At 61.1% G+C, this 23,406-nt stretch carries 16 protein-coding genes; 3 read left to right on the top strand and 13 right to left on the bottom strand.

The features are described 5' to 3' along the window. Nucleotides 1–28: 28 nt before the first annotated feature. The 6 genes from ACTQWE_RS00100 to ACTQWE_RS00125 form a co-directional block, all read right to left on the bottom strand. The gene (locus ACTQWE_RS00100; RefSeq protein WP_441854944.1) at nucleotides 29–1,381 is read right to left on the bottom strand and encodes a sensor histidine kinase; all 1,353 of its coding nucleotides are present in this window, start codon (nucleotides 1,379–1,381) and stop codon (nucleotides 29–31) included. Beyond that, nucleotides 1,378–2,601: a glycosyltransferase gene (locus ACTQWE_RS00105; protein WP_441854945.1), complete on the bottom strand. Its 1,224-nt coding sequence runs from the start codon at nucleotides 2,599–2,601 to the stop codon at nucleotides 1,378–1,380. The genes ACTQWE_RS00100 and ACTQWE_RS00105 overlap by 4 nt, the downstream gene beginning before the upstream one ends. Before the next feature lie 145 nt (nucleotides 2,602–2,746). Next, the gene (locus ACTQWE_RS00110) at nucleotides 2,747–4,204 is read right to left on the bottom strand and encodes an APC family permease (RefSeq protein ID WP_441854947.1); all 1,458 of its coding nucleotides are present in this window, start codon (nucleotides 4,202–4,204) and stop codon (nucleotides 2,747–2,749) included. A 187-nt stretch (nucleotides 4,205–4,391) separates the two neighbouring features. Beyond that, entirely contained in the window at nucleotides 4,392–6,017 is a 1,626-nt protein-coding gene (locus tag ACTQWE_RS00115) for an amidohydrolase (protein ID WP_441854949.1), read from the bottom strand. Between the two features lie 42 nt (nucleotides 6,018–6,059). Further along, nucleotides 6,060–7,475 carry an MATE family efflux transporter gene (locus ACTQWE_RS00120; RefSeq protein WP_441854951.1) on the bottom strand — a complete coding sequence of 472 codons (1,416 nt, stop codon included), beginning with the start codon at nucleotides 7,473–7,475 and terminating at the stop codon, nucleotides 6,060–6,062. A gap of 228 nt (nucleotides 7,476–7,703) precedes the next feature. Beyond that, nucleotides 7,704–8,696, bottom strand: a complete 993-nt coding sequence (locus tag ACTQWE_RS00125; protein ID WP_441854953.1) for a helix-turn-helix transcriptional regulator — start codon at nucleotides 8,694–8,696, stop codon at nucleotides 7,704–7,706. Nucleotides 8,697–8,854: 158 nt separating this feature from the next. Here ACTQWE_RS00125 and ACTQWE_RS00130 point away from each other — a divergent pair, with 158 nt between their 5' ends. Continuing rightward, nucleotides 8,855–9,499, top strand: coding sequence for a GNAT family N-acetyltransferase (locus tag ACTQWE_RS00130; protein ID WP_441854955.1), 645 nt, complete (start codon nucleotides 8,855–8,857; stop codon nucleotides 9,497–9,499). Here ACTQWE_RS00130 and aguA read toward each other — a convergent pair whose 3' ends face one another. After that, nucleotides 9,500–10,648, bottom strand: coding sequence for an agmatine deiminase (gene aguA / locus ACTQWE_RS00135; protein WP_441854957.1), 1,149 nt, complete (start codon nucleotides 10,646–10,648; stop codon nucleotides 9,500–9,502). Between the two features lie 169 nt (nucleotides 10,649–10,817). Between aguA and ACTQWE_RS00140 the strand changes: the two genes are divergently transcribed. Continuing rightward, nucleotides 10,818–11,645 carry a helix-turn-helix transcriptional regulator gene (locus ACTQWE_RS00140; RefSeq protein WP_441854958.1) on the top strand — a complete coding sequence of 276 codons (828 nt, stop codon included), beginning with the start codon at nucleotides 10,818–10,820 and terminating at the stop codon, nucleotides 11,643–11,645. Between the two features lie 103 nt (nucleotides 11,646–11,748). On the opposite strand, the gene ACTQWE_RS00145 is transcribed toward ACTQWE_RS00140, so the two are convergent. From ACTQWE_RS00145 to ACTQWE_RS00170, 6 genes are all read right to left on the bottom strand, one after another. Continuing rightward, nucleotides 11,749–12,963 (bottom strand): agmatine deiminase family protein, encoded by a 1,215-nt coding sequence (locus tag ACTQWE_RS00145; RefSeq protein ID WP_441854960.1) that lies wholly within the window; start codon nucleotides 12,961–12,963, stop codon nucleotides 11,749–11,751. 140 nt (nucleotides 12,964–13,103) lie between these two features. Continuing rightward, complete coding sequence (locus tag ACTQWE_RS00150; protein WP_441854962.1) at nucleotides 13,104–14,534, bottom strand: APC family permease; 1,431 nt, start codon at nucleotides 14,532–14,534, stop codon at nucleotides 13,104–13,106. Between the two features lie 132 nt (nucleotides 14,535–14,666). Next, a complete protein-coding gene (gene ptcA / locus ACTQWE_RS00155) occupies nucleotides 14,667–15,746 on the bottom strand; it encodes a putrescine carbamoyltransferase (protein WP_441854964.1) in 1,080 nt (359 codons plus the stop codon). A 437-nt stretch (nucleotides 15,747–16,183) separates the two neighbouring features. Beyond that, entirely contained in the window at nucleotides 16,184–17,347 is a 1,164-nt protein-coding gene (nagA, locus tag ACTQWE_RS00160) for an N-acetylglucosamine-6-phosphate deacetylase (RefSeq protein ID WP_441854966.1), read from the bottom strand. A gap of 282 nt (nucleotides 17,348–17,629) precedes the next feature. Continuing rightward, nucleotides 17,630–21,187 (bottom strand): pyruvate:ferredoxin (flavodoxin) oxidoreductase, encoded by a 3,558-nt coding sequence (gene nifJ / locus ACTQWE_RS00165; RefSeq protein WP_441854967.1) that lies wholly within the window; start codon nucleotides 21,185–21,187, stop codon nucleotides 17,630–17,632. 238 nt (nucleotides 21,188–21,425) lie between these two features. Further along, nucleotides 21,426–22,085: a hypothetical protein gene (locus ACTQWE_RS00170; protein WP_328804376.1), complete on the bottom strand. Its 660-nt coding sequence runs from the start codon at nucleotides 22,083–22,085 to the stop codon at nucleotides 21,426–21,428. A 286-nt stretch (nucleotides 22,086–22,371) separates the two neighbouring features. Between ACTQWE_RS00170 and ACTQWE_RS00175 the strand changes: the two genes are divergently transcribed. Beyond that, nucleotides 22,372–23,364, top strand: a complete 993-nt coding sequence (locus ACTQWE_RS00175; protein ID WP_441854969.1) for a helix-turn-helix domain-containing protein — start codon at nucleotides 22,372–22,374, stop codon at nucleotides 23,362–23,364. Nucleotides 23,365–23,406: the final 42 nt, after the last annotated feature.

Raw genomic sequence — 23,406 nt, forward strand, 5'->3', positions numbered from 1 at the left:
CGGCCAAGCCGTGCATAAGCCAACGTTTCTATTCTATCCGACCGTCAGTCTCTTTGGGAGCCACGCCCGCAAGCCGCAGCGTGACACACGTGCCCTCGCCCAGCTTGGACATGATCTCCACGCTGGAGTCGCCGCCGTAGAACCGCTGCAGACGCTCGGACACGTTGCGAAGCGCGATGCCCGTGCCGCGCGAGCTGTTGCTGGAATCCTGCGACGAGCCGGAGAGCAACCTCTCCGCCACGTCCTCTGTCATGCCCAGGCCGTCGTCCGCGACGGCAATCAGCACGTCGTTTCCGTCCTTCACCACCTGGACGTCGATCGTGAGGGGACCCTCGTCACGCATGGCGTGGCGCACGGCGTTCTCTACGATCGGCTGCACGATGAAGCCGGGAACCATGACCTTCTCGCATCCCGGCGCCACGGACTCGCTCTCCAGGATGCGGTCCTCGCCAAAGCGGGCCTTCTCTATCGTGAGGTAGCGGCGCGTCTGCTCAAGCTCCTCGGAAAGGGGAATGAGCGACTGCGAGCTCTGGAGCGTGCGGCGGTAGAACGCCGAGAACTCGCGCAGCAGGTCGCGCGCCTTCGCGGGGTCCGTGCGCGTGAACGCGGCGATGGTGTTGAGCGTGTTGAAGAGGAAGTGCGGGTTGATCTGGGCCTGCAGCGCCTTGACCTCCGCGCGCGCCGTGAGCTCCGCCTGCCGGTCGAGCTCGTACGCGGAAAGCTGGGTCGACAGCAGCTCGCCAAACCCGCGCGCGATGGTGAGCTGCGTGCGGTCCACGTCGCTCCCGTTGCGATAGAAGAGCTCGAGCGTGCCCACCGCGTGATCGCGCACCATGAGCGGCACCGCGACGCCCACGGGATACTCCTTGTCGCGCAGGGCGCCCGCGGCGTCGTCGTCCGCCTCCAGCCACTCGTTCTCCTCGCTGTACGAGAAGGTCTGCATCCTCCCGCTGGTTATGACATCCCTGGTGGTGGGCGAATTCGGCTCGCCCACGCGATGCTTCGACTCGTCGCCGCCCACGATCGCAAGGAGCGCCTCGTCGTCGCACATGGCGACGGCGGCGGCCGTGGTCTCCGGAAGCAGCAGCTGGCATACGGCGTTGCAGTTCTCCGGCGTGAGGCCGCCGTTCATGTGGGCGAGCACGGACGACGACACTCGCAGCATGCGCTCCGTCGCCTGCGAGCGCATGTCCTCGGGCACCAGCAGCATCACGCCGCCGGCGAGCACGATGTCCACGGCAAGCCCCGCACCCGCCAGGACGGCGGCCACGAGGTTCGCGGTCAGAAGGCCCCACACCAGAAGCGCGATGAGGGCCACCGTCAGCACGCCGAGAAGAACGTTTATGACGAGGCCGCGGGGGGCATAGCTAGGTCCAGTCATTCCTGCTCACCACCCATGCCGGCCGGCGTCCCCATCTTTACGACCTGCCGTGCCAGGTCCGCGTCGCCCCAGAGCGACGACATCACCTGCGGCCAGTACGTCTGGAAGCTGAAGTAGCTGCTCGCGACGCGCCGCGCCCACTGCTGCGCCACGTGCCTGCCGTGCAGCCAGATCCTAAGGTAGTCAAGGTGCTCGGGCCCCGCGATGGCGCGGCGCAGCGATGTGTGCGCGATCCTGGTGCGCACGCCGGGCGATATCCACTCCGAGGGATACGGCCGCAGGGACTCCGGCCGCACCTGGCGCATGCCCTTTATGGAGTTCGCGACGGCGAGCTTCTCTACCTCGTAGTTCCACCGGTACACGTCCTGCATGAAGCGGGACGCGTGCGAGGGGATCTTTGGCGGCAGGTGGCGCACGCGCCACGCGCTGTCAAACCACACGTCGTAGCCGTGCATGCGCAGGTTGAACAGGTAGTCCAGGTCCTCGCCGCGCGTGATGGTGGGGTCGAAGCTCACCTTGCTGAACACGCTGGCACCCACGCAGAAGCAGCCGCCGCACACGTAGTTGGAGCGGCTGATGCGCGTGCCGCCCAGCGCGCGGTGCATCCACTGGTTGAACTCCAGGCGCTTGGACCACCAGCGGTCCTGCCACCGCGCGCGCGTGATGGACGCGTACGGGGAGTTGTGCGCATCGAGGTAACAGCCGCTCTTCGCGGCGATCTTCAGGCCCTGGCGCGTGGTGAGCCCCATGCCGTACACGGCGTCAATCAGGAAGTTCTCGTTCAGGGCAACCTCGTCGTCGTCCAGGAAGACCACCACGTCGTGGTCAAGCACGGCCGCGACGGCCAGCCCCATGTTGCGGATGGCGCCGTAGCCGCGAAGCGAAACGGGGTCGCCCTCGAGCCGCGGCACGGCCCTATCGATGGCTGCGCGTATGAGCTGGGCCTCCGCCGAGCCTATGACCAGCGGGTTCAGCCTGGGGTGCTGGCGGCAGACGCCATCGACCCTCGCACGCGCGCTCTTCTCGCACGAGGGATCGCACACCAGGAGCACCACGACCCTGAGCACGCCGCGCACCGTGTCGAGCGACGAGAGGCAGGTCTCGAGCTCGGGCAGCGGCTTCGTCACGGGCGTCGTGTGGTCATATACGCCGACCTCGCCGATCTTGGCGGGCGCGTCGCTTTCCGCCCAGTAGGATGGTATGACGATGACGGGATTCAAGACCGGTGGGCCCCTTCTGTCCCCCGCGCGCCCCAAAGCGCGGGTGGCGCGGGATCCGATGGTCTAACTGCTATGTTGTCTTATGATACCCGCAGACGCGCCGTCCGTTGCCCGTTTTATGCGATTTGGCGAGATGAGTTTGACACTAGTGCAGGTGGCATGCGCGAGGATGGATGTTGTGGTGCCGCTCGTAATCTGGTCCCATCTTCGCGGCGGGAAGCTCGACGCCAAGCTCGATCGCGCGCTCCGTCGCGCGGAGGTAGCTCACGTGCCGCACGACCTCGCCCAAAAGGATGACGACAACGGTTGCCGCAAGCAGGGGAAGCTTCTTGAGCTGGTCTGGTGCCACTCCAAACGGCACGAGCGATATCACGATGCAGACGACAAGCTCCACCACCGGCACCCAGCAGAACAGCGCGTTTGCCACCCGGCCACCAGGCACCCTAAACGGACGTGGCCGGTCCGGATCGATCTTGCGCAAGCGCAGGAACGCGGGAAACATGGGCACGTACGACGCAAGCGTGAACACAATGTCGAGCGACAGCGCCACATAGAAGACGCCAATCCCAAGGGAGTCCAGCAGCGGCCCCACCACCACCAGGGCAGACGTACATACTCCCGTTACCACGCACGAGCCAAGGTGCCGGCCCTTCTCGTCCTCCTTGCCAAAGGCACGAGGAAGGTTGCCCTCCTTCGACGCGCGGGTGGTCACGGAGCTCACGCCGTGCGACCAACTGATCATGTTCGCGAAGCACGAGAGCAGAAATCCCAAAGACACCAGCATAAAAGGCCAGCTACGCGCGCCTGCCATCGCAGCGACGGCGTCGGCTATGCCTGAGGCAAGGTTGATTTTGTCGTGCGGCACCGCGGTGGAGATTCCAAGCGACACAAAGAGGTAGATGGCTACGATCGTAAGGCCAGACGCGACTATGGCCTTTGGCATGTCGCGCTGCGGGCTTTCCATCGAGTCGACAAAAGTCGCAATTACCTCGCAGCCCATGTAGTTGTAGATGATGACGGAAAGGTACGTGAACGTCGTGGGGTCGCCAAAGTCTGGCAGCATGGACTGCGGCGTGAGGGGCGACACGAACCCGTGCCGGCTTCCGTACCAGATGCCCATCCCGCCAACGCCCAGGGCGAGAAGGACGTTCACCACGGCGCCCAGGTTCATGATCCAGGATATGTCGCCAACCTCCTGCATGGAGACCCACACCACGAACCAGATAAACGCAAGCTCGATGGCGACGGATGCCCACGCGGGAAGAGGGCGTCCCAGCATGCCGCCGATGGTGGTGGGAAACAGCACCGCTATGGACGCAAGCCACGTGAAATAGTTCACCCAGTAGTACCACGCCTCGCGCGTGGCCCAACGGCGTCCCATAGAGTCGCGCACCCACTCGTACACGCCGGCGCCCTCCGCGTACGTGGTCCCAAGCTCTGCCACGATGAGCCCGTACGGCACCAGAAACGTGACAAACAGCAGGAGCCACCAGAACACGGACGAGTTGCCGATCGCGGCGGCGGGCGCACACGCCTCGATGGTGAAGACGACGCAGATTATCGAGAGGACCACGTCCTTAAGACGCAGCTTCTTTCTGGCCATGGGGCCTCCGTTGGATGCGCACCGCACAGGGACAATGCGACAACTGTAGTGTCTATCAGGGCAAACCCGCGCGTACACCGCAGCTTACTTAGGATTATTTTGTGCCCATACCACCCTGACCCATAAAGGCGAGCGCGACCGCCTTGTGTGCAATTTGGCCGCGCCCGCCCGGGGGAGGGGGTCTTCTCTACGCCTCGTACACCACGTCGCCGCCAAGCATGGTCATCGCAGCACGCGCCTCGAGCACTTCTTGCGGGGAGCAATCAAAGAGGTTTCGGTCTAGCACGCAGATGTCCGCAAGCTTTCCCGCGGCGAGCGTGCCCAGGCGGCCTTCGAGACCCATCGCATAGGCGGAGCCAAAGGTGTATGCCTTGAGCGCCTGCGCCATGCTGATGCGCTCCTGCGGGAACCATCCCTCTGGGTTGGACCCGTCCTCGCGCATCCTGTACACCGCGCCATAGACCTCCTCCATAGGGTTGAGCCCAACCACGGGGAAGTCCGAGCCAAGGTGCACGTTGGCGCCCGAGTTGATCAGGCTCCTCAGCGGCCACGAGAGCGCGGCGCGCTCCGGGCCCACCGCGGCGTCCTTCGCAAGGTCCGCCATGTCAAGAAGCATGTGCCATGGCTGCATCGCGGGAGAAATGCCCAGGCGTGCGTAGCGCGGCAGGTCCTCCGGCTGCACGGTCTCGTTGTGCTCGATACAGTGCCGCAGCCCCTTGTGGCCGTACTTCTCGTCCGCCTCCTCGAAGCAGTCGAGCACAAAGCGAACGGCCGCGTCCCCAATGGCGTGAATGCGCACGGGATACCCCAGGTCGCAGGCTCTGAGGATGTTCCTCCTCAGCTGCTCAGGATCTTCCGCGGGCTCGCCGCAGGTCTCGGGGGCATTTGCGTAGGGCTCGATCATCCACGCCGTGTGGTCCGAGCATACGCCGTCGCTAAACTGCTTGAACCCGCGCCACTCGACCGTCGTGCCCGGAAAGTTGCATGCCGACCGAATCTGCTCTGGCGTCTTGCTCTCGAGGTCAAACAGGTCCGTGTACACAAACATGCGCAGAGGCAGGTCCTTCTCGCGGCTCATGTCCGCAAAGATCGTATACGGGTCGTCGAGACCCACGAACGTGGGAGCCACCGCCCCCACGGAAGTTATTCCATAGGCGTTGGCCGCATGCGCCGTCTTCTTGAAGGACGTGCGCACGCGATCGAGGGGCGGCGCATAGACCGCGTGGAGAAGCGCCTCAGATCCCGCGTTCGAAAAGACGCCCGTGGGCTCTCCGGCATCGTCGCGCAGAATCTTTCCACCCACGGGGTCGGGGGTGTCGCGCGTGATGCTGACCTTTTGCATCGCGAGGGAGTTGGCACTTACGGTATGCATGTCCACCTGCTGCAGAACGACGGGACGATCTGCCAGGTAGCGGTCGATCATCGCGGACGTAGGCATCTCTGGCACGTCCCACTGGAACTGAATCACCTGTGTGCCAAGAATCCACTCGTTTGCTGAGTGCAACTCGGCGAAGGCAACCACGCGCTCCATGCACTGCTCAAAGCTCGTGCAGTCGATGAGGTTTACGCAGAAGTCCTCGTCTGACGTCAGAGACCCCTGGGCAAAGTGGGTGTGAGAGTCGATGAGTCCCGGCATGACCAGCTTGTCGCCATAGTCGCGCACGTCTGTCTTAGGCCCAACGTAAGGGGCGAGGTGAAGCTCGTCGCCACAGGTGATTATCTTGTCACCCGCAACCGCAACGCCACCCGCAAACGGCAGGCTTCCGTCACCCGTAAACACATTGCTTGATTTAATGATGTAGTCTGCATACATTTTGGGTCTCCTTTCGTCTTTTTGCTGCGTCCGGGGCTCCCTCTACGCCTGGGATTCCTTCGCCTGGGCGCTTCCTTGCGCCCCGAGCCTGTCTAAGCGCCGGTTTTCTGCGGCCACGATGACCAGGCAGACAACGCCCGTAACAATGTCGGCTGCAAGCAGGCCGTACCAGACGCCGTCCACGGTGCCCACGGCATTGCCGATGACAACCATCAGGGGGCACGCAAGAATCACGTAGCGCAGGAGGGATGCGACCGTGGCTAGCACGACCTTCTCGACAGACTGAAGATAGGAGCTCACCATGGCGCCCATGAAGCCGAGGACCGATGCAAGGCACATAATGCGCACCGCGTGTGCGGACGCCTGGGTAAGGGCAGGGTCGCCTCCGTCGAAGAAGCTGGAGATGGGCGCCGCGAACACGACGACGACAACCGTCAGGATGGCGGTAACAATGACTTGGACAATGAGCGACCAGTTGAGCGCTTCCTTTAGGCGGTCGTAACGATCCGCGCCATTGTTGACGGAAGCCACGGGCTGCAAACCGTACGTGAGCGCGTTCACAAACATCATGATGATGTATACGATGTAGCCGTTAATCACGGCAAAGGCACCTATGTAAAGGGAGCCGTTCCTGCCTCCGAGCTGTCCCAGAAGGTTGTTGGCAACGGTGTTGTAGACGAAGGTGCCGGCCTGCGTCACAAAGAACGGAAAGCCAATCTTAAAGATCTGGCCCCAGACGGCAAAGTCGGGCCTCATCTCCCTGGCCGTAATCTTGAACTCCGCCTTTGGCCCCACGAAGTAGACGATGCCAGCCGCCCAGATGCCGATCGAGAGACCGTAGTAGATGCCTGCGCCCGGAACGCCAAGGCCAAGCACCAGCACGGCAAGCGCAAGCCAGACAATTGCGATAACGGCAGACGCGGTCATCAGGTTTGCAGACTGCTGCGGCTTCTCGATCACGCGTAGCACGCCCGTGAGCATCTGTCCGATGATCGTGAATGCGAGGAAGAGGCCAAAGGTGCGGATACCTGCGGCAGAATCCGCCAGGATGTCCGGCGTGGCACCAAAGAACGTCGCCAAGGGCGCTGCAAAGAGCTCAAACACCACAGCAACCGCGATTGCCACATAGGTGGTAAACCAGAATCCCTGGCCAAACACGTGCTTTGCGCCCTCACGGTCGCCGGCCCCCAGATAGTTACCCATCACCGTGGGCACGCCAGTCCCAAAGAGATTGCCAAACGACAGGTTGATGTACTCGACCGACATGATGATCGACACGCAGGCAAGCCCGTGGGCGCCAAGGCCGGCCCCCATGATAACGCCCTCAAGTATGACCATGATGATCTGCGCGATCATGCCCTGCATGGTCACGAGCGCATACTTGTTGAATGTCTTCTTGACCGGCGCCGTAAGAAGCTCGAGGTCCCCGCCACCGGCTTCCGCAGTTGTCTCTGCCATCTTTCCCCCAATCTTTGGTGTGGACATGGGTCCACGGCAGAAACGCCTTGGCCGCGGACGTTGGGGGAATCATCACACCAGGCCGGAGCTTTCGCGAGACCACTTAGGGGTTACCAGGTCCCCCCTAGGGTTTAATTGCGGTTACACGGCTCTGAGCTGGGATTTCTTGAACTTAGGAATGCTGGGCGAGAAAAGCCGGACGTACTTCTCGGAGCAAGGTTACATGCGTCAGTACTTCCAGAACGCCGACACAAGCTCCTGCCTGCCGGCTACCCCGGCCTTGGTGTAGATGCGGTGCAGGTGTGCCTTCACAGTGCCTGTAGAGATGTACAGCTCGCTTGCGATGCCCTGGGTATCTTTCCCTTGGATGACAAGCTGGAGCACCTCGCGCTCACGAGCACTCATACCAGCGTCGTCGCAGAACCGCAGGACCCGTGCGTCGAAGTCTACCGCAGCGCCTCCGCTCTGCCATACCCCGCCGCCTTCGGCAGGGTGGCGCGAGTAGACGCGCATGACATCGCGCGCATAGAGCATCGACCTGACGGCCAATGCGATTGCGAGCACGCTCTCTGACAGGTTGCGCTCCGTAAGATGCCAGTAGAACTCGCGCACAAGCGGATTGCTGAGGTCCGGCGTCGAGATTAGGACGTTGTAGGCGTCTTCGACGAGCGCGGCTAGCGAAAGAATGAGGATGAAGAGGTAGAAGCGCCTGTTGGGATGCAGGGCCAGCCGCACCGCATCACTTGCGCGAAACCTCACATACCAGAATCCGTAGACGAGGATGCCTATGATCGTGAGGTCGTGAATCGCCCAGTATGCAAAGGTTCGCCCCCGGGTCGTGTTACCCGCCACGGGACAGAGCAGCAACTCAATGACAGCGAAGGCAGCGACGGGAATCCAGAACCTTCTTGAATCGGCTTTGATGCCCAGGCGGCAATAGAGCCAGGAAAGGCATGAGGCAACAAGGAACACGCCCAGGGGTACCTCAAGCCAAGGGTGAAGAAGGCCGGTATTGGCAATGTATGAGGTCACGGATGGCTTCACCTGGATATACTCGTCGAAGAAGATAAGTGCGACAGAGAGGAGGTACGCGGCGAACGCGGCTGCGGCAGAGCGGCAGTCCTTGCGTCCCGCAATGAGCCAGAGCATAGTGTTAGTAACGCACGCCGTCATGGATAGCAGCATGAGTGTCAGTGTGAAAACGAACCATGCGAGTTCCATGCAACCAGACCTTTCCCACTCGCCCACCGTCCTCTTCCCGCTGCGAAAAGCGTCTTTTGTAGCGGATAGAATAGGACATCAGTCTCACACATACGTTAACGAGAGAATTCCATTCCAAGACGCCTCAACTTCTTGGAGCTGGTGTGAAAGGAGTCAAAATGGACATCAAGGATATAACTATACGCGAGGCGCGCCAGGAGGACCTCGACCACATCGCAGGCATCTACAACTCCCTGTGGTGCAACTGGATTCGCACGTCAGGCGCCATAGAGGACTGGGCGCTCTGCGGTCGCTTCAACGCTGCCATGCAGCTGCAACGCTCCCCCATCACGCTGGTGGCGGAGAGGAACGGGGGCGTCGTAGCCGCGTGCCTGGTCGGGATCTTCGACCACGGCGCACCCCGGACCAATCCGCTGTGGCAACCCGCATACGAGGCGCTTCTCGCCCAGGCACGCGAGCGTGCCAAGACTGCCGACGACGACCTGGAGGGCTCGCTCTTTGGCGACAGCCGCGAGAAGGCCACGGCCGACCGCTTTGCGGCAGGCGGAAACGAATACGCCCAAGGACAGATCAACCTCATCGTGATACGACCCGAGTGGCAGGGACTGGGCTTGGGACGACGCCTTTTGGACGAGGCCCGCGGCCGCATGCGCGCCGAGGGGTGCAGTCGGTTCTTCCTCATGAGCGATAACCATTCTGACTACGAGTTCTACGACCACATTGGGATGACCCGCATCGCCGAGGACCATAGCCAAGACACGGGCGATGGGTTTGTCGTCTACATCTACGGCGGAAAGTGCTAGCTATCTTACGCGAGGCTTTGGCTGTTGCTGCGTGATGCAGTGAAGATTGCCTCCACCATAAATTATTTCGCGCGTTTGAAGGCCAATGACCTCGCGGTCCGGATAGGCGACCTTGATGTCAGCCAGCGCTTGCTCGTCGTTGGGATCGCCAAACTGTGGAACGAGCACCGCTCCGTTTATCGGGAGGAAGTTGAGGTAACTGGGCTCGAAGGCGTCTTCAGAAGTCCGCGGAAGAACGCCCTCGACAGGATCGATGGTTGAGGCCTCTTCCTCGGTCATGTAAACGGACTTGCTGGGCATTATAACCTTGTGCACCTTGAGCTTGCGTCCGCGGGCATCCGTCGCGTTGCTGAGCGTCTGGTATGCCTCCTGGCACTCCTTGTAGAACTTGTGGTTTGGGTCGTCGGTCCACATGCAGCATACCTCCCCAGGCGCGCTGAAGCATGCGACATCGTCTACGTGACCATTTGTCTCGTATGGGTCGATTCCGTCCTTGATCCATATCACCTTCTGCGCCCCAAGGTACTTCTTCAGCTCCTCCTCGCAGTACGCTTTGAGTTCCGCACTACCGGGCTCGTAGTCCGTGACCGATGCGTTACGCCCGGGATGCAGCAGGCACATCTCTGTCGTAAGAACCGTACCTTGGCCGTCGCAGTTGATGGATCCGCCCTCGAGAATAAAGCTGTCCGGACGATAGCGGGACACCTGCTCGATGTTCGCTATCTGCAAACCAAGCGACGCGTCTTTGTCCCAAGGGAAGTAAAGGCCGTCTACGAGACCGCCATATGCGTTGAAGTGGAAGTGACTGAGCGCAAGCTCCCCTTTGTCGTTTACCAGAAATGCGGGGCCGGGGTCTCGAATCCAAGAGTCGTTATACTCCATCAGCATGATTCGGACGTTAGCAACCTCACCCAGAATCTCGTTCACGGCAGGCCAGTCCTCGGGGTTCACGCCGACAGTAATTGGCTGGAACCGAGCAACAGTCTTGATAACCTCTGTAAAGACCTTCTGAGCTGGCTTTGCGCCAGAGCGCCACACATCTGGCCGATGCGGCCACAGAATCCACGTCTGTTCCTGCTCCTCGTACTCCCCGGGCATAAAGAACCCGTCTTGCAGCGGCGTGGACTGCTCTTCTCGAATGGTGTGCATATTCTTCTCCTTTCGCCGTTTCTTCTGGGTATCTCAATGTTCCCGCGCTTTTTTACCTTGGACAATGGAGCGCGCATACACCTTCTGCGGACGAACGTCTACCTTATGTCTAACCAAAAGTTCTATTGTTCACTTTGGGCCATCAGACTTGGGAACCATCGGGAGGTGCGTGCAGTTGAATGGATCTTTGCGTACAACACCCAGCGGCATTGTGGCGTCATCCCTCGACGCGGATACGTGGGAGAAAATCAACGAGACAGCCTTGTGGATTGCCGGGCAGAAGGACGTCTCTGCGCTTCAGAGCGGTGCGCTTGAAAGAATTGCAGACATCGTTCCACATCGCTCGTCGATGTTCGACCTCGCAGCAGTCAGACAGGACGGGACCATTGCCTATACGCATGCCGTTAGCACGACCATGAGTGCCGACACGCTGTCTTCCTACTACCTGCACTATGCTGCCTTGGACTATACGGTCTGGAGCTTCGACCCCTACCAGGTTGAAGTCTATAGAGACCTCGACTTGGTGGACGTGACAAGGCGTGACGAGACGCCGATTTATCGCGAGTGGATGCTTCCGCAGGGCGTCTACTATGGGTGTGGAGCTACTCTCGCGCTGGAAGGCATGCCCCTTGGTAGCATCACCCTGTTTCGCGAGCAGGATACGGGAGACTTTACGCCGGCGCAAATGAGAGTGCTCCTAGAGCTTGCGCGCCATTTGAGCGCGCGCCTTGGCGCGATGTTTCCCAAAGGTGTCGCAGACTACGAGCAGGAATCGAGCTTAGACGAGGCAACGTGCGTCGCAAGGCGCTTCGGACTCAGCGGACGAGAAAAGCAGGTTCTCTCCCTCATGCTCGACGGTATGAGCAACCGCCGAGTGGCCGAAAAGCTCTACGTGTCGGAATCGACGATAAAGAAGCATGTCAACAGCATTTACAAAAAGGTAGGCGTGACAAGTCGTATTCAGCTTGCCGCCGTGGTCTCTGGCCACAAGGCATAAACAAGAGTGGGGCGGGGCGCCCACGTGGGTCGTCCCGCCCTGCCTGCACGCTCTTCTCGGCTGCGCTGCGCCGTCTTATTTGCAGCTGCCTTTGGGCTACCTGCTACTTGGTCTGGGCGGAAGGCTCCTGCTGCGTGATGCAGTGGATGTTGCCACCACCGTAGACAACCTGGTCCGACTTTACGCCGACGACCTTGTAGACGCCCTCGCCCCAGGTCTCGTCGTAGATCTTCTGCAGGGTCTCCACGGCCAGGGCGTCGTTCTCGTCACCGTACTGCGGGGTGATGACGCCGTGGTTGGTGACCAGGTAGTTCATGTAGGACGCGATGAGCGGCTCGTCCGGGACGCGCGGCTCCGCGGCCTCGTCCACGTCGATGGAGTCGCAGGCCTCCTGCGTCATGTACAGCGGCTTCACGGGCATGGGGAGCTTGTAGACCTTGAGCTTGCGACCCTTGGCGTCCGTCGCGTTGGACAGCGTCTCGTACGCCTCGTGGCACTGGCGATAGAACGGGTAATCCGGGTCGTCGGACCAGATGCATGCCATGACGCCAGGCGCGATGAACGTCGCGACGTCGTCGATGTGACCGTTCGTCTCCTCGGGGTCGATGCCCTCCTTCACCCAGATGACCTTCTCGACGCCCAGGTAGTTCTTCAGGTGCTCGTTCATGTACTCGCGCAGCGGCTCGCTCCAGGGCTCGAACTTGCGGGCGTACTTGGGCCAGATGGTGTCCTCGTCGTCCTCGTCGGCCATCACGGCAGAGCAGGTGCGGCCCGGGGACAGCAGGCACTGGTCGGTCACGACAAGGGTGCCCTCGCCGTCGACGGTAATGGAACCGCCCTCGAGGATCATGTCATCGGGACGGTACGTGCGGCATCCCGCGAACTCGGCCATCTTGAGGGCGATCTCGTCGTCGGAGCGCCACGGGAAGTACAGGCCGTCCACAAGTCCGCCGTACGCGTTGAAGTGCCAGTTGTTTGCGCGCTTCTCGCCCTTGTCGTTCACGACGAACGTCGCGCCGGTGTCGCGGAACCACGCGTCGTCGGTGGTCATCTCGAGCACAAGCACGTTCTCGTCGTCCTCGAACACCTTCTTGCAGTTGGCGTAGTCAGCCTCGTTAACGCACATGACCACCGGCGTGAACTCCGCGATGGCACGAGCGATGGCGGCATACTGCTCCTGAGCGGGCTTGGCGCCAAACGCCCAGGTGTCGGTGCGGTGCGGCCAGCCCATCCAGACGCGGTCCTGCGGCTCGAACTCCGCAGGCATGTGGAAGCCGTCGGCCCTAGGGGTGGACTCGGACTCGGTAATGGTACGCATAAGACCCTCCTCTTGCGGTGGCGGGCGCACGCGCGCCCGCCGTTACGTGTAAGACAAGAACAGACAAGCCAAAGGTTGCTTGCAGCCAGGCGCGGACTGCCGCAAAGTGCGCGGCCTTTCTCGCCCGGGTACCGCGCCTGCTACTCTGCAGACTCCGCCGCAGCCTCCTCTTCCAGGCGCTTCTGCGCAAGTTCCGGTGTGAGGCCGTGGTACTCCTCCGTGCGGCCCTTTGCGGAGACCACGCGGACCACCTCGCCAATGGCGAGAAGGACGAAGAACCCTATGAGCATCGGCATCTTGGAGGACACCTCGTCCGCGGACAGCGGCACAACGGTGGTGACGATAACGCCGATGAGCTCGATCATCGGGATGATCATCGCGGCCTTGAGCAGACCGCCCTTGAACGGCATCTTGTAGACGCGCTCGCGGTTGGGGTCGTTCTTGCGCAGGTTCATGAACGCCGGGAACATGGGGACATAGGTGAGCAGCAGGAAGACAACGGAGAGGCTGAACAGCATCCAGAAGATTCCGTCCGAAATCGCTTCGATGGGAATAAGCTGAATGCAAAGGACGAGCGATGCCACAACGCCGTTGGTGATTGCCGCACCGTCCGGCATGCCGGTCTTGGGGTTCATCTTGCCGAAGACCTTTGGCATGTTACCGGTCTGGGCAGCGTAAGCTGCGACGGAGTTCACACCAAACGACCAAGACGCCATGTTCGCGAAGAACGTGATCAGGAACGCAACGCAGATGAGCTTGAACAGCCAGGAGTTGCCGACCATGGTCTGGACGGCCACGATCATGCCGTAATCAGGATCAATCTTGTCAGCGGGTATCGCCGCGCCGATGCCGAAGCCACAGAACAGGTAGATGACCGCGATGGCCGCACCGCCCATAATGATGGCACGGGGAATCTCGACCTTGGGGTTCTTCATGTCGCCGGTCATGGTGCAGATGACCTCGAAGCCCATGAAGTTGAAGATGATGATGGAGATGTAGCTGAGGCCATTCAGGCCGGAGGGCAAAAACGTCTGCGGACTCATGTCGTTTGCAAATCCATGCTGGGATGCGAACCAGATGCCCATGCAGCCGACGACCACGGCAATCGCGACCTTGATGATTGCACCGCCGTTGAGGACCCACTCGGAGTCAGACACCTTCGAGAACGCCATGAACGTGACGATCCAGGTAAACGCAAGCTCGATGATGAGCGAGGTCGCGAGGTTGAACTGGATGCCAAAAGCCATGTTCAGGATGGGCGGGAACATGGTGGCGAGCGACGCGATCCAGAACGGGTAGTTCACCCAGTAGTAGTAGGACGCGCGCGCCGCCCACTTATCGCCCAGCCCGTCGCGGATCCAGTCGATGATGCCGCCGTCGCTGTCGTAGGTGGTTCCCAGCTCCGCGACCGCGAGGCCGTACGGAATCAGGAACGTGACGATCAGGAAGATCCACCAGAAGAACTGCTGGTTTCCGATCGCCGCGGCCGGCGCCGCCGCCTCACACACAAAGACGACGCAGATGACCGTAGAGATGATGGTGAGGAACGATATCCCCTTCTTCTCCCCCATGCAATCCCCTTTCTCCCTCTGGCCCAGCGGAAAAGGCCCCGGTTGGGCGAGAAAAGCCACTCTCCCCGGCGCAACCCGGCGCCAGGGCGAGGGGCGCCTTCTGGGCGCGCCCCGACCCTGAAGCACCTGGTACTAGGCCTGGAGCTCCTCGATCTTCTTGAGGGCTGCGTGCAGCTCGGCCTTGGCAGAGTAGTCAACGTCCTCGTCGTTCAGCGGCGTGCGCTTTGCCAGCGCGGCAAGCAGCGCGCGGATGGAGTGCTTGCGGTTCTCCGCCTCGACCCAGCACAGGGAGCGCTCGGGGTCGTCCATGACCTCGTCCACGACCTCCTCGCCACGGGTGGCGGGCAGGCAGTGCATGAACTTGGAGTTGGGCCCGGCATAGTTCATCATGTCCATGGTGACCTGGTACTTGGGATAGAACACGTCCATGTAGGACGCGCCAGACTCCTCCTGGTCGTACAGGCCGTACCAAACGTCGGTGTACACGAAGTCGGCGCCCTTGATGCTCTCGATGTCATCGGAGATCACGATGGTGCCGCCGGACTCCTTGCAGTTCTTCTCGCCGATTTCCATAAGACGCTTGCCAAACGCCGCGCGCTCCTCGGGGGTGCCCACGTGCAGGGCACCATCGGATATCTGGTGGCCCTTGGGGCCAAACTGCACAAAGTGCATGCCCATCTTGGAGCAGATGAACATGAGCGAGACGCACACCTGCGTGGCGTCACCAATGAATGCCAGCGTGCAGTCCTCGATCCTCTTGCCCTCGGGCAGGTTCTCCAGCATGGTCATGAGGTCGCCCATCTCCTGCGTGGGGTGGTTGAACTCGGACATGCCGTTGATGACGGGCACGGCGGAGCCGGCAGCCAGGCCCTCGACGTCCTTGTGGCGGTTGACGCGCGCCATCATCACGTCGAGCAGCGAGCCCATGACGCGGGCGGTGTCGCCCAGGGACTCGTGGCCGCCAAGCTGGATGGTACCGGGGCCGTAGAACTGAGCGTGACCGCCGAGGTCGGTCATCGCGGTCTCAAACGAAATACGGGTACGGGTGGAAACCTGCTGGAAGATCATACCAAGGGACTTGTTGCGCAGGAGGTGCGGGTAAAAGCCATCGACCTTGATGGCCTTCTTCATCGCGAGGCCAAGGTCCTCGATCGCAAGAATCTGTTCCTTGGTGAAGTCGTTGCTGTCGATGAAATCCTTGGGCATTGCCATTGCGGTGCTCCCTTTCTCGAACCTTGCACGTAGCCGCCGGGCCTTGTGCTCTTCCGGCGTCCTTTCACGGCCCATGTTGCAACGCTCCAGCCCAGGGTGCCAGTTTATCTAAGTTCCAAAGTGGGCAAACGACACTAAACCAATCTATCTCTCTAATAATCCCTATGGTAGACATTCTAATTCTAGAGATTTAAGTTTGTGTTTTTATCTTTCGATCAGTTGTATGGTTTACAGTCATCCAGCCGCTCGCACTCGGATTCCTACCGTTCGTTCGTAACTGGTCAAACAGGAAAACGTAAGGTTCAGCGTGGATATAGGCCCTCGAAAAGCACAGATATCACCAGCCATCACATACGCCCCTGGCTCCACCACATGTCGGGAGTCAGGGGCGCTATAATCCAGAACGCGCTGTCGTGCGCGGGGGTGGAATTTCTCGCCTACCTCACAAGCACACCACCAACGTAGGTAGCACGTACAGAAAGATCTGCGCCCAGCACCACCAGATCGGCAGCCCTGCCGGGCAGAATCTGCCCACATCGATCCGCAATGCCTGCTGAGCGCGCCGGAACTATTGTCGCCATTGCGACGGCATGCTCCAGCGACTCGACGCCCCAGTCGACGATGTTGCGCACCGCACCGCCCATGGTGAGGACGGAGCCCGCTATGTTGTTCTCGTCACGCAGCCGCGCCACGCCGCCGCTGAGCACGATGGGGAGCTCACCAAGCATGTAGTCGCCATCGGGCATACCACCGCAGCGTAGACAATCACTCACCAACGCAACCTCATCCCACCCCTTCGCACGCACAAGGGCATCGACAGCCGCCGGCATGACGTGCAGGCCGTCGCAGATGAGCTCCGCGTAGGTGTTGTCAGTGGTCATGGCGCATCCAACGAGGCCGGGCATGCGGTGGTGCAATCCACTCATGCCGTTGTACGTGTGAACGAAGACCGAGGCGCCGGCGTCGACCGCATGTCGTCCTTGCTCGCATGTTGCGTCGGAGTGCCCCAACGCCGTCACGACACCCATCTTCGCCGCACCACGCACGTACGCATCGGAGCCCTTGCGCTCGGGCGCGAGCGCGCTCTTGCGAATGAGGCCGTGCGCGGACTGCTGCCACTGCCTCAGCTTGTCGAGGCTGGGGTCGCAAAGGTACGCGGGGTTCTGTGCACCCTTATGCTTCTCCGTGAAGAACGGGCCCTCCAGGAAGATTCCCTGGATGCGGGCCTCGGTGGAGCCGGCAGGGCGCTCCTCCACGGTCCTGGCGATGCCGGCGCAAGCCTTGTCGATGGAGTCGGTCGAGGCGGTCAGCGTTGTCGCGAGGATGGACGTTGTCCCCTTGTGCGCGAGCGCATCAAGAATCTTACGATTGCCGTTTGGGTCGCAGTCCATGAAGTCGTGGTCTGCGTAGCCATGTATGTGAGTGTCGACGAAGCCCGGCGCCACGGTGGCGTCGCCGCAGTCGACGACCTCGAGGTCTGGCGAGGGGGCGTCCGAAACGCCCACAACGACCCCGTCACGCACCTCGAGAAAGCCACCGGGACGGAAGCCAGAGGGAAGGAAGAACCCGCGAGCCTTGAGGGAAACGCTGTTGTCTGCCAATATCCTGCACCTCCTGAGGACACGTCGTCGCCTTCGCGATGCGGCGCATGTGCGCCGGCCAGCAAGGTAGTTCAGCCTTACATGCCGATGCGCCAAGTGCCAAGGCCACAACTTGCGAAGACATACCACGACGAGCGCGACGCTATGAATCGTTACCGCTATGGTACACAAGACGTCGCGAGGCGGAGCGACGAGCGGGTGTGGCGTTAGAAAAAAGAACCGGCCGCGAACTCTGTCGCGACCGGTTCCTTAGCTAGCGGCTAGTGGAGCGCGTTCTTCTCCCTACGCCTCGGCGTACATGGCCTTGAGCTTGAGCAGGTGCTCGTAGCGTGCCATTGCCGCAGCCTCGTTCTCGGCGAAGAGCTCCTTTGCGCGATCGGGGAACTCGCGCGTGAGGCGGCTGTAGCGGGCCTCGTTCATCAGGAACTCCTGGTAGCCCTCCTTCGGCTCCTTGGAGTCAAGGGTGAACTTCTTGCCGTCGGGAGCAGCGGGGTTGAAGCGGAAGAGGTTCCAGTAGCCGCAGTCGACTGCCTTCTTCATCTCTTCCTGAGCGTGCATCATGCCGCCCTTGGCGATGGAGTGCATCTCGCAGGGGCTGTAGCCGATGATCAGGGACGGTCCGTCATAGGCCTCTGCCTCGGCGATGGCCTTCAGGGTCTGCATCGGGTTGGCACCCATGGCGACCTGGGCGACATAGACGTAGCCATAGGACATCTCGATCTCGGCAAGGGACTTCTTCTTGGTGGTCTTGCCCGCAGCGGCGAACTGTGCGACCTGACCAAGGTTGGAAGCCTTGGAGGCCTGTCCACCGGTGTTGGAGTAGACCTCGGTGTCGAAGACGAAGACGTTCACGTTGTTGCCAGAGGCAAGCACGTGATCGAGGCCGCCGAAGCCGATGTCGTAGGCCCATCCGTCGCCGCCGAAGATCCAGAAGGACTTCTTGGAGAGGAAGGACTTGTCGGCGAGGATTGCCTTGGAGGCGTCAGAGCCGTCTGCCTCGAGCTGTGCCACGTACTCGGCAGCGGCAGCCTTGGACTCGGCGGTCTTGTCCTTCGCGGCAAGCCATGCGGTCGCAGACTCCTTGAGGCTCTCGGGGATGCCCTCGGTCTCGATGAGCTGCTCGGTCATGGTAGCAAGACGGTCCTGCTCGGCATCATAGCCAAGCTTCAGGCCGAGGCCGTGCTCGGCGTTGTCCTCGAACAGCGAGTTGTTCCAAGCGGGGCCGTGACCCTCGGCGTTGACGGTGAACGGCGAGGTCGCAGCGGGGTTGCCCCAGATCGAGGAGCAGCCGGTCGCGTTGCTGATGAACATGCGGTCGCCGAAGAGCTGGGTGACGAGACGTGCATAGGAGGTCTCGGCGCAGCCGGCGCAGGAGCCGGAGAACTCGAGCAGGGGCTTGTGGAACTGGGAGCCCTTGGGGTTCTTGTCGCTGGCGAGCTCGCTCTTCTCGCTCACCTTGTTGACGGCGTAGTCCCAGACCTCTGCCTGAGCGGCCTCTTCCTCCTGCGGCACCATGGTGAGCGCGCCACCGTTCTTGTAGTCGCTCTTCGGGCAGGCATACAGGCAGTTGTAGCAGCCCATGCAGTCCAGCGGGGAAACGACGATGGAGAAGGTGTAGCCGGTGTTCTTCGGCATCTTGAGGTCGGTGGTCTTCATGGCCTCAGGAGCGGCGGCCGCTTCCTCGGCGTTCATGGCAACCGGACGGATGGTTGCGTGCGGGCACACGAACGCGCAGTTGCAGCACTGGATGCACTTGCTGGGATCCCAACGCGGGACCATGACCGCGGTGCCTCGCTTCTCGTACGCGGAGGCACCGAGCTCGAACTGGCCGTCGGGGTTGTCCTTGAAGGCGGAGACGGGCAGCGAGTCGCCGTCCATCTTGTCGATCGGGAAGAGAAGCTCGCGGACCTGCTTGACGATGGCGTCGCGGCCCTCAAGCTTGACCTCGTGCTTGACGTCCTCGGCCTCTGCCCAGTCGGCAGGAACGTCGAACTTGCGGAACGCGGTCGCGCCGGCGTCGATGGCCTTCCAGTTGGCCTCGACGATGGCCTGGCCCTTCTTTGCGTAGGACTTCTCGGCAGCGTCCTTCATGTACTTCAGGGCGTCCTCGGCGGGAAGGACCTTCGCCAGGGCGAAGAACGCGGACTGGAGCACCGTGTTGGTGCGCTTGCCCATGCCGACCTTCGCAGCGAGGTCGATTGCGTCGATCAGGTAGACGGAGATGTTGTTCTTGGCGATGTAGCGCTTCGCCTCGGCAGGCATCTTCTCTGCGAACTCCGCGTCATCCCACTGGCAGTTGACCAGGAAGGTACCACCCGGCTTGACGTCGCGGACCATCTTGAAGCCCTTGACGATGTAGCTGGGGTTGTGGCAGGCGACGAAGTCGGCCTTGGTGACGTAGTACGGCGAACGAATGGGGCTGTCACCAAAGCGCAGGTGCGAGATGGTGACGCCGCCGGTCTTCTTGGAGTCGTACTGGAAGTAGGCCTGGACGTACTTGTCCGTGTGGTCGCCGATGATCTTGATGGAGTTCTTGTTCGCGCCGACGGTACCGTCGCCGCCAAGACCCCAGAACTTGCACTCGATGGTGCCAGGAGCCGCCGTGTTGGGGGCGTCCGGATCCATCGGGAGCGAGAGGTTGGTGAGGTCGTCCACGATGCCGATGGTGAACTCGCGCTTCGGCTCGTCCTTCTTGAGCTCCTCGAAGACGGAGAACGCGGCCGCGGGCGGCTCGTCCTTCGAGCCGAGGCCGTAACGGCCACCGGTCACGACGAGATCAGACATGCCAGCCTCGTAAAGGGCGGTAACGACGTCCTGGTAGAGGGGCTCGCCAATGGAGCCGGGCTCCTTGGTGCGGTCGAGGACGGCGATCTTCTTGACGGTCTTCGGCAGGGCCGCGACGAAGTCCTTGATGGACCAAGGACGATAGAGGCGAACCTTGACCAGGCCGACCTTCTCACCGTGGGCGTTGAGGTAGTCGATGACCTCCTCGAGCGTATCGCAGAAGGAGCCCATGCAGACAACGACGCGGTCCGCGTCCTCGGCGCCGTAGTAATCAAACAGGTGATAGCTGGTGCCGAGCTTCTCGTTGATCTTGTCCATATAGCCCTGGACGATCTCGGGGAGCGCGTCATACCTGCTGTTGCAGGCCTCGCGGTGCTGGAAGAAGATGTCGCCGTTCTCATGCGAGCCGCGGGAGTGCGGGTGATCGGGGTTCAGCGCGTGATCGCGGAACTCCTGCAGAGACTTCCAGTCGACCATGTCCTTGAGGTCGTCGAAGTCCCAGACGGCGACCTTCTGAATCTCGTGGGAGGTGCGGAAGCCGTCGAAGAAGTTCAGGAACGGGGTCTTGCCGGAGATGGCGGCAAGGTGGGCGACGGGAGCGAGGTCCATAACCTCCTGGACGTTGCCCTCGGCGAGCATGGCGAAGCCGGTCTGGCGGCAGGCCATGACGTCGGAGTGATCGCCGAAGATGTTCAGCGCCTGCGTCGCGACGGTACGCGCGGAGACGTGGAAGACGCCAGGCAGGCCCTCGGCGGCAATCTTGTACATGTTCGGGATCATCAGAAGCAGACCCTGAGAAGCGGTGTAGGTGGTGGTCAACGCACCTGCGCCGAGAGAGCCGTGGACGGTACCGGAGGCACCAGCCTCAGACTCCATCTCGATGATCTTGACGGGATTGCCGAAGATGTTCTTCAGACCCTTTGCCGCCCACTGGTCGACATGGTCGGCCATGGGGCTCGAGGGAGTGATCGGGTAAATGCCCGCCACCTCGGTGAATGCATACGAGACCCAGCCTGCGGCCTCGTTGCCGTCCATCGACTTGAACTTACGTTCCATATCCTCTCCTTACATCCACCGGACGCTGCCAAGCGTCCGTTGATTTGGCACGTGGCACAGGATCACGAGGGGAAAGCTCTCGTCGCTACTGCCAACATGAATGCGCGCCGAATCACATCGATGCACATACACTTGTATTATTGCTCAAAGTGGATGCAATATTCCTACAAAACGGTGACCGTAATTCCCCTATTTTTAGTAGGGATTACGTTTTCTCAGCTCATTGCCAGTGCGGCCCTCATTTCTTTTTTGCACGCTCGAGCAATCTCTCGTATCCCTCTGAGAAGCGCCGGCCTTCGGGGCCGGAGAAGTCGCTCGCGGGTACGACGCCATGCTCGTCGGACACGAGGAACGCCTCGTCGAAGTCGATGCGACGACCCTGGACCTTCTCCAGAAGGTCGTCGACGTATTTGATGTGAATGCCCATCGTCTTCGCCAGGTCGGTGACCAAAGAGACGGCGCCGGCGGGCACCATGCCCGGAGCCCCCTCCCGGATGAGGGTTCCTTCGCTCGCGAGCCACAGTGCCTCGGGGGCGACGCCGACCTCCTCCGCCTCGCGGCGCGCGAGGTCGGCACGGGCACAGAGCGCAGCCAGGCGCGTGTCCTCAAGCTCCTCATAGGGACCGACGGACATCGCGGCTCGACCCTCCGTGTCCACGATCATCATGAGTACGCCGTCAGGGTTGGCCGCCGCCCCGTCTCCCAACGTCCACTCGATATGCTGCTTCGCCCAGGCAACAAGCTCCTTCTGCACCCTCCTCGTGCGCGTATGCCGCGCCCCAAGGGCCCTGAGGTGTCTGTTCTCAAGCGGAAGCGTCTTATTCGAAAGCCGCCACCTACAAACGATTGCAGGTTGTCCAAGCATGAACTCGCCATCATTGAGATCTGCGTCCGGCACACTTACCTCCTTGATCGAATGCTCGTCCATCCAGTGTACCCACAGCCCGTCGAATGGCATTTGGCCCCGGCGCTCACATGTAGTCTTTTTGAGCGTGTCAAAGACTATCGAAAGAAAGAAGGTTTCTGGCAGATACCTTCCAACGTGCGGAGCGGCAGCCGTGGCATTCGGATGTGATTGACACCACATGCGCGTCGGACTTTCGAAAAGCCCAACAAGATATGCCAGAATGGCTAGCATTCATCGGTCAGACAGTTTTTCTGTTGGCTTATGTTGCTGCGGAGGTGTGGATTTGAGCTCTCTCATCTTTACGTACACCATCGTTGTTCTGTGTGTCTGCCTCAGCACGGCTTCGATTTCGATTGCGGCTTATATAGTCTCAAGACGGCTCAAATACATTCCGCAGGCGCTCTTCTTCATTGCCTACTTCGTCGAGCTGACCCAGATCTTTGGGGGCGAGTGGCTTCTTCAGAACGTCGGAACGGTTACAGCGGCGAACTACTATGCGGTCGATGAGCCCGCGTTCAGAATACTGATCGGAGCCGTCATCCTCGCCTGCTTCTGGCAAATCGTGTTCGGCATCATCGATGTGCGCGAACCGCGTCGAATAGTCCTGCCGACGATTGCGCTCTGCGTGGCCCAAGCGTTGATCCTGCTTCTACTCCCCTATGGCCCGCTGCGCCAATGGCTCTTCTACACCATGCGGCAGGTCTCCATACTCAGCTGCCTTGGATATGCCTTCTGGCTCTATCGCTCGAACAAGGACGAGGTATTCCAGCATCGCATGGTAAAGAGACGGCCCATATTCCTGGTACTTCTCGTCTTTACCATCTCTATCGTCTGCGAGGACACCTACGTTATCCTGCTTGCGCCCATCCCCACGGCAAACAGCCCGCTTACCGGCGTCTTCCTCTCGAGCCGCAACATATCCGAGAACCTGATGATGATCTTCGTCGCGGCGATCACCATCTACCAGACCGTGCGGGACCTTGCGCTGCGCTTCAACGAGCCACCCGAGGTCCAGATCGATGCCGCGAGACACAACAGCTCGCTTACAGAGCACATCGAGGACAGGCTTCCCGCGTACGCACAGGCGCACAGTCTCTCAAAGCGCGAGCGAGAAATACTTGCCCTCGTCGTCGAGGGCAAGTCCAATCGCGAGATCGCGTCTGAGCTGATACTTGCGGAGGGAACCATCAAGACGCACCTTCACAACATCATGAAGAAGTGCGGACAGCCGAACCGCGAGGATCTCAAGAAAGACTTCTGGCGTAGCTAGCCAAGCCGACATACAAGAGGAAGGGAGGGCCGCGACCACGTC

The organism is Parafannyhessea sp. LCP19S3_B1 (genome assembly GCF_052121955.1).
Taxonomy (GTDB): Bacteria; Actinomycetota; Coriobacteriia; order Coriobacteriales; family Atopobiaceae; genus Parafannyhessea.

Bases quoted from the DNA above. Each gene is read 5' to 3' on its own strand.
- ACTQWE_RS00100 (WP_441854944.1), bottom strand. From the start codon at position 1,381: ATGACTGGACCTAGCTATGCCCCCCGCGGCCTCGTCATAAACGTTCTT.
- ACTQWE_RS00110 (WP_441854947.1), bottom strand. From the start codon at position 4,204: ATGGCCAGAAAGAAGCTGCGTCTTAAGGACGTGGTCCTCTCGATAATC.
- ACTQWE_RS00115 (WP_441854949.1), bottom strand. From the start codon at position 6,017: ATGTATGCAGACTACATCATTAAATCAAGCAATGTGTTTACGGGTGAC.
- ACTQWE_RS00120 (WP_441854951.1), bottom strand. From the start codon at position 7,475: ATGGCAGAGACAACTGCGGAAGCCGGTGGCGGGGACCTCGAGCTTCTT.
- ACTQWE_RS00125 (WP_441854953.1), bottom strand. From the start codon at position 8,696: ATGGAACTCGCATGGTTCGTTTTCACACTGACACTCATGCTGCTATCC.
- ACTQWE_RS00130 (WP_441854955.1), top strand. From the start codon at position 8,855: ATGGACATCAAGGATATAACTATACGCGAGGCGCGCCAGGAGGACCTC.
- aguA (WP_441854957.1), bottom strand. From the start codon at position 10,648: ATGCACACCATTCGAGAAGAGCAGTCCACGCCGCTGCAAGACGGGTTC.
- ACTQWE_RS00145 (WP_441854960.1), bottom strand. From the start codon at position 12,963: ATGCGTACCATTACCGAGTCCGAGTCCACCCCTAGGGCCGACGGCTTC.
- ACTQWE_RS00150 (WP_441854962.1), bottom strand. From the start codon at position 14,534: ATGGGGGAGAAGAAGGGGATATCGTTCCTCACCATCATCTCTACGGTC.
- ptcA (WP_441854964.1), bottom strand. From the start codon at position 15,746: ATGGCAATGCCCAAGGATTTCATCGACAGCAACGACTTCACCAAGGAA.
- nifJ (WP_441854967.1), bottom strand. From the start codon at position 21,187: ATGGAACGTAAGTTCAAGTCGATGGACGGCAACGAGGCCGCAGGCTGG.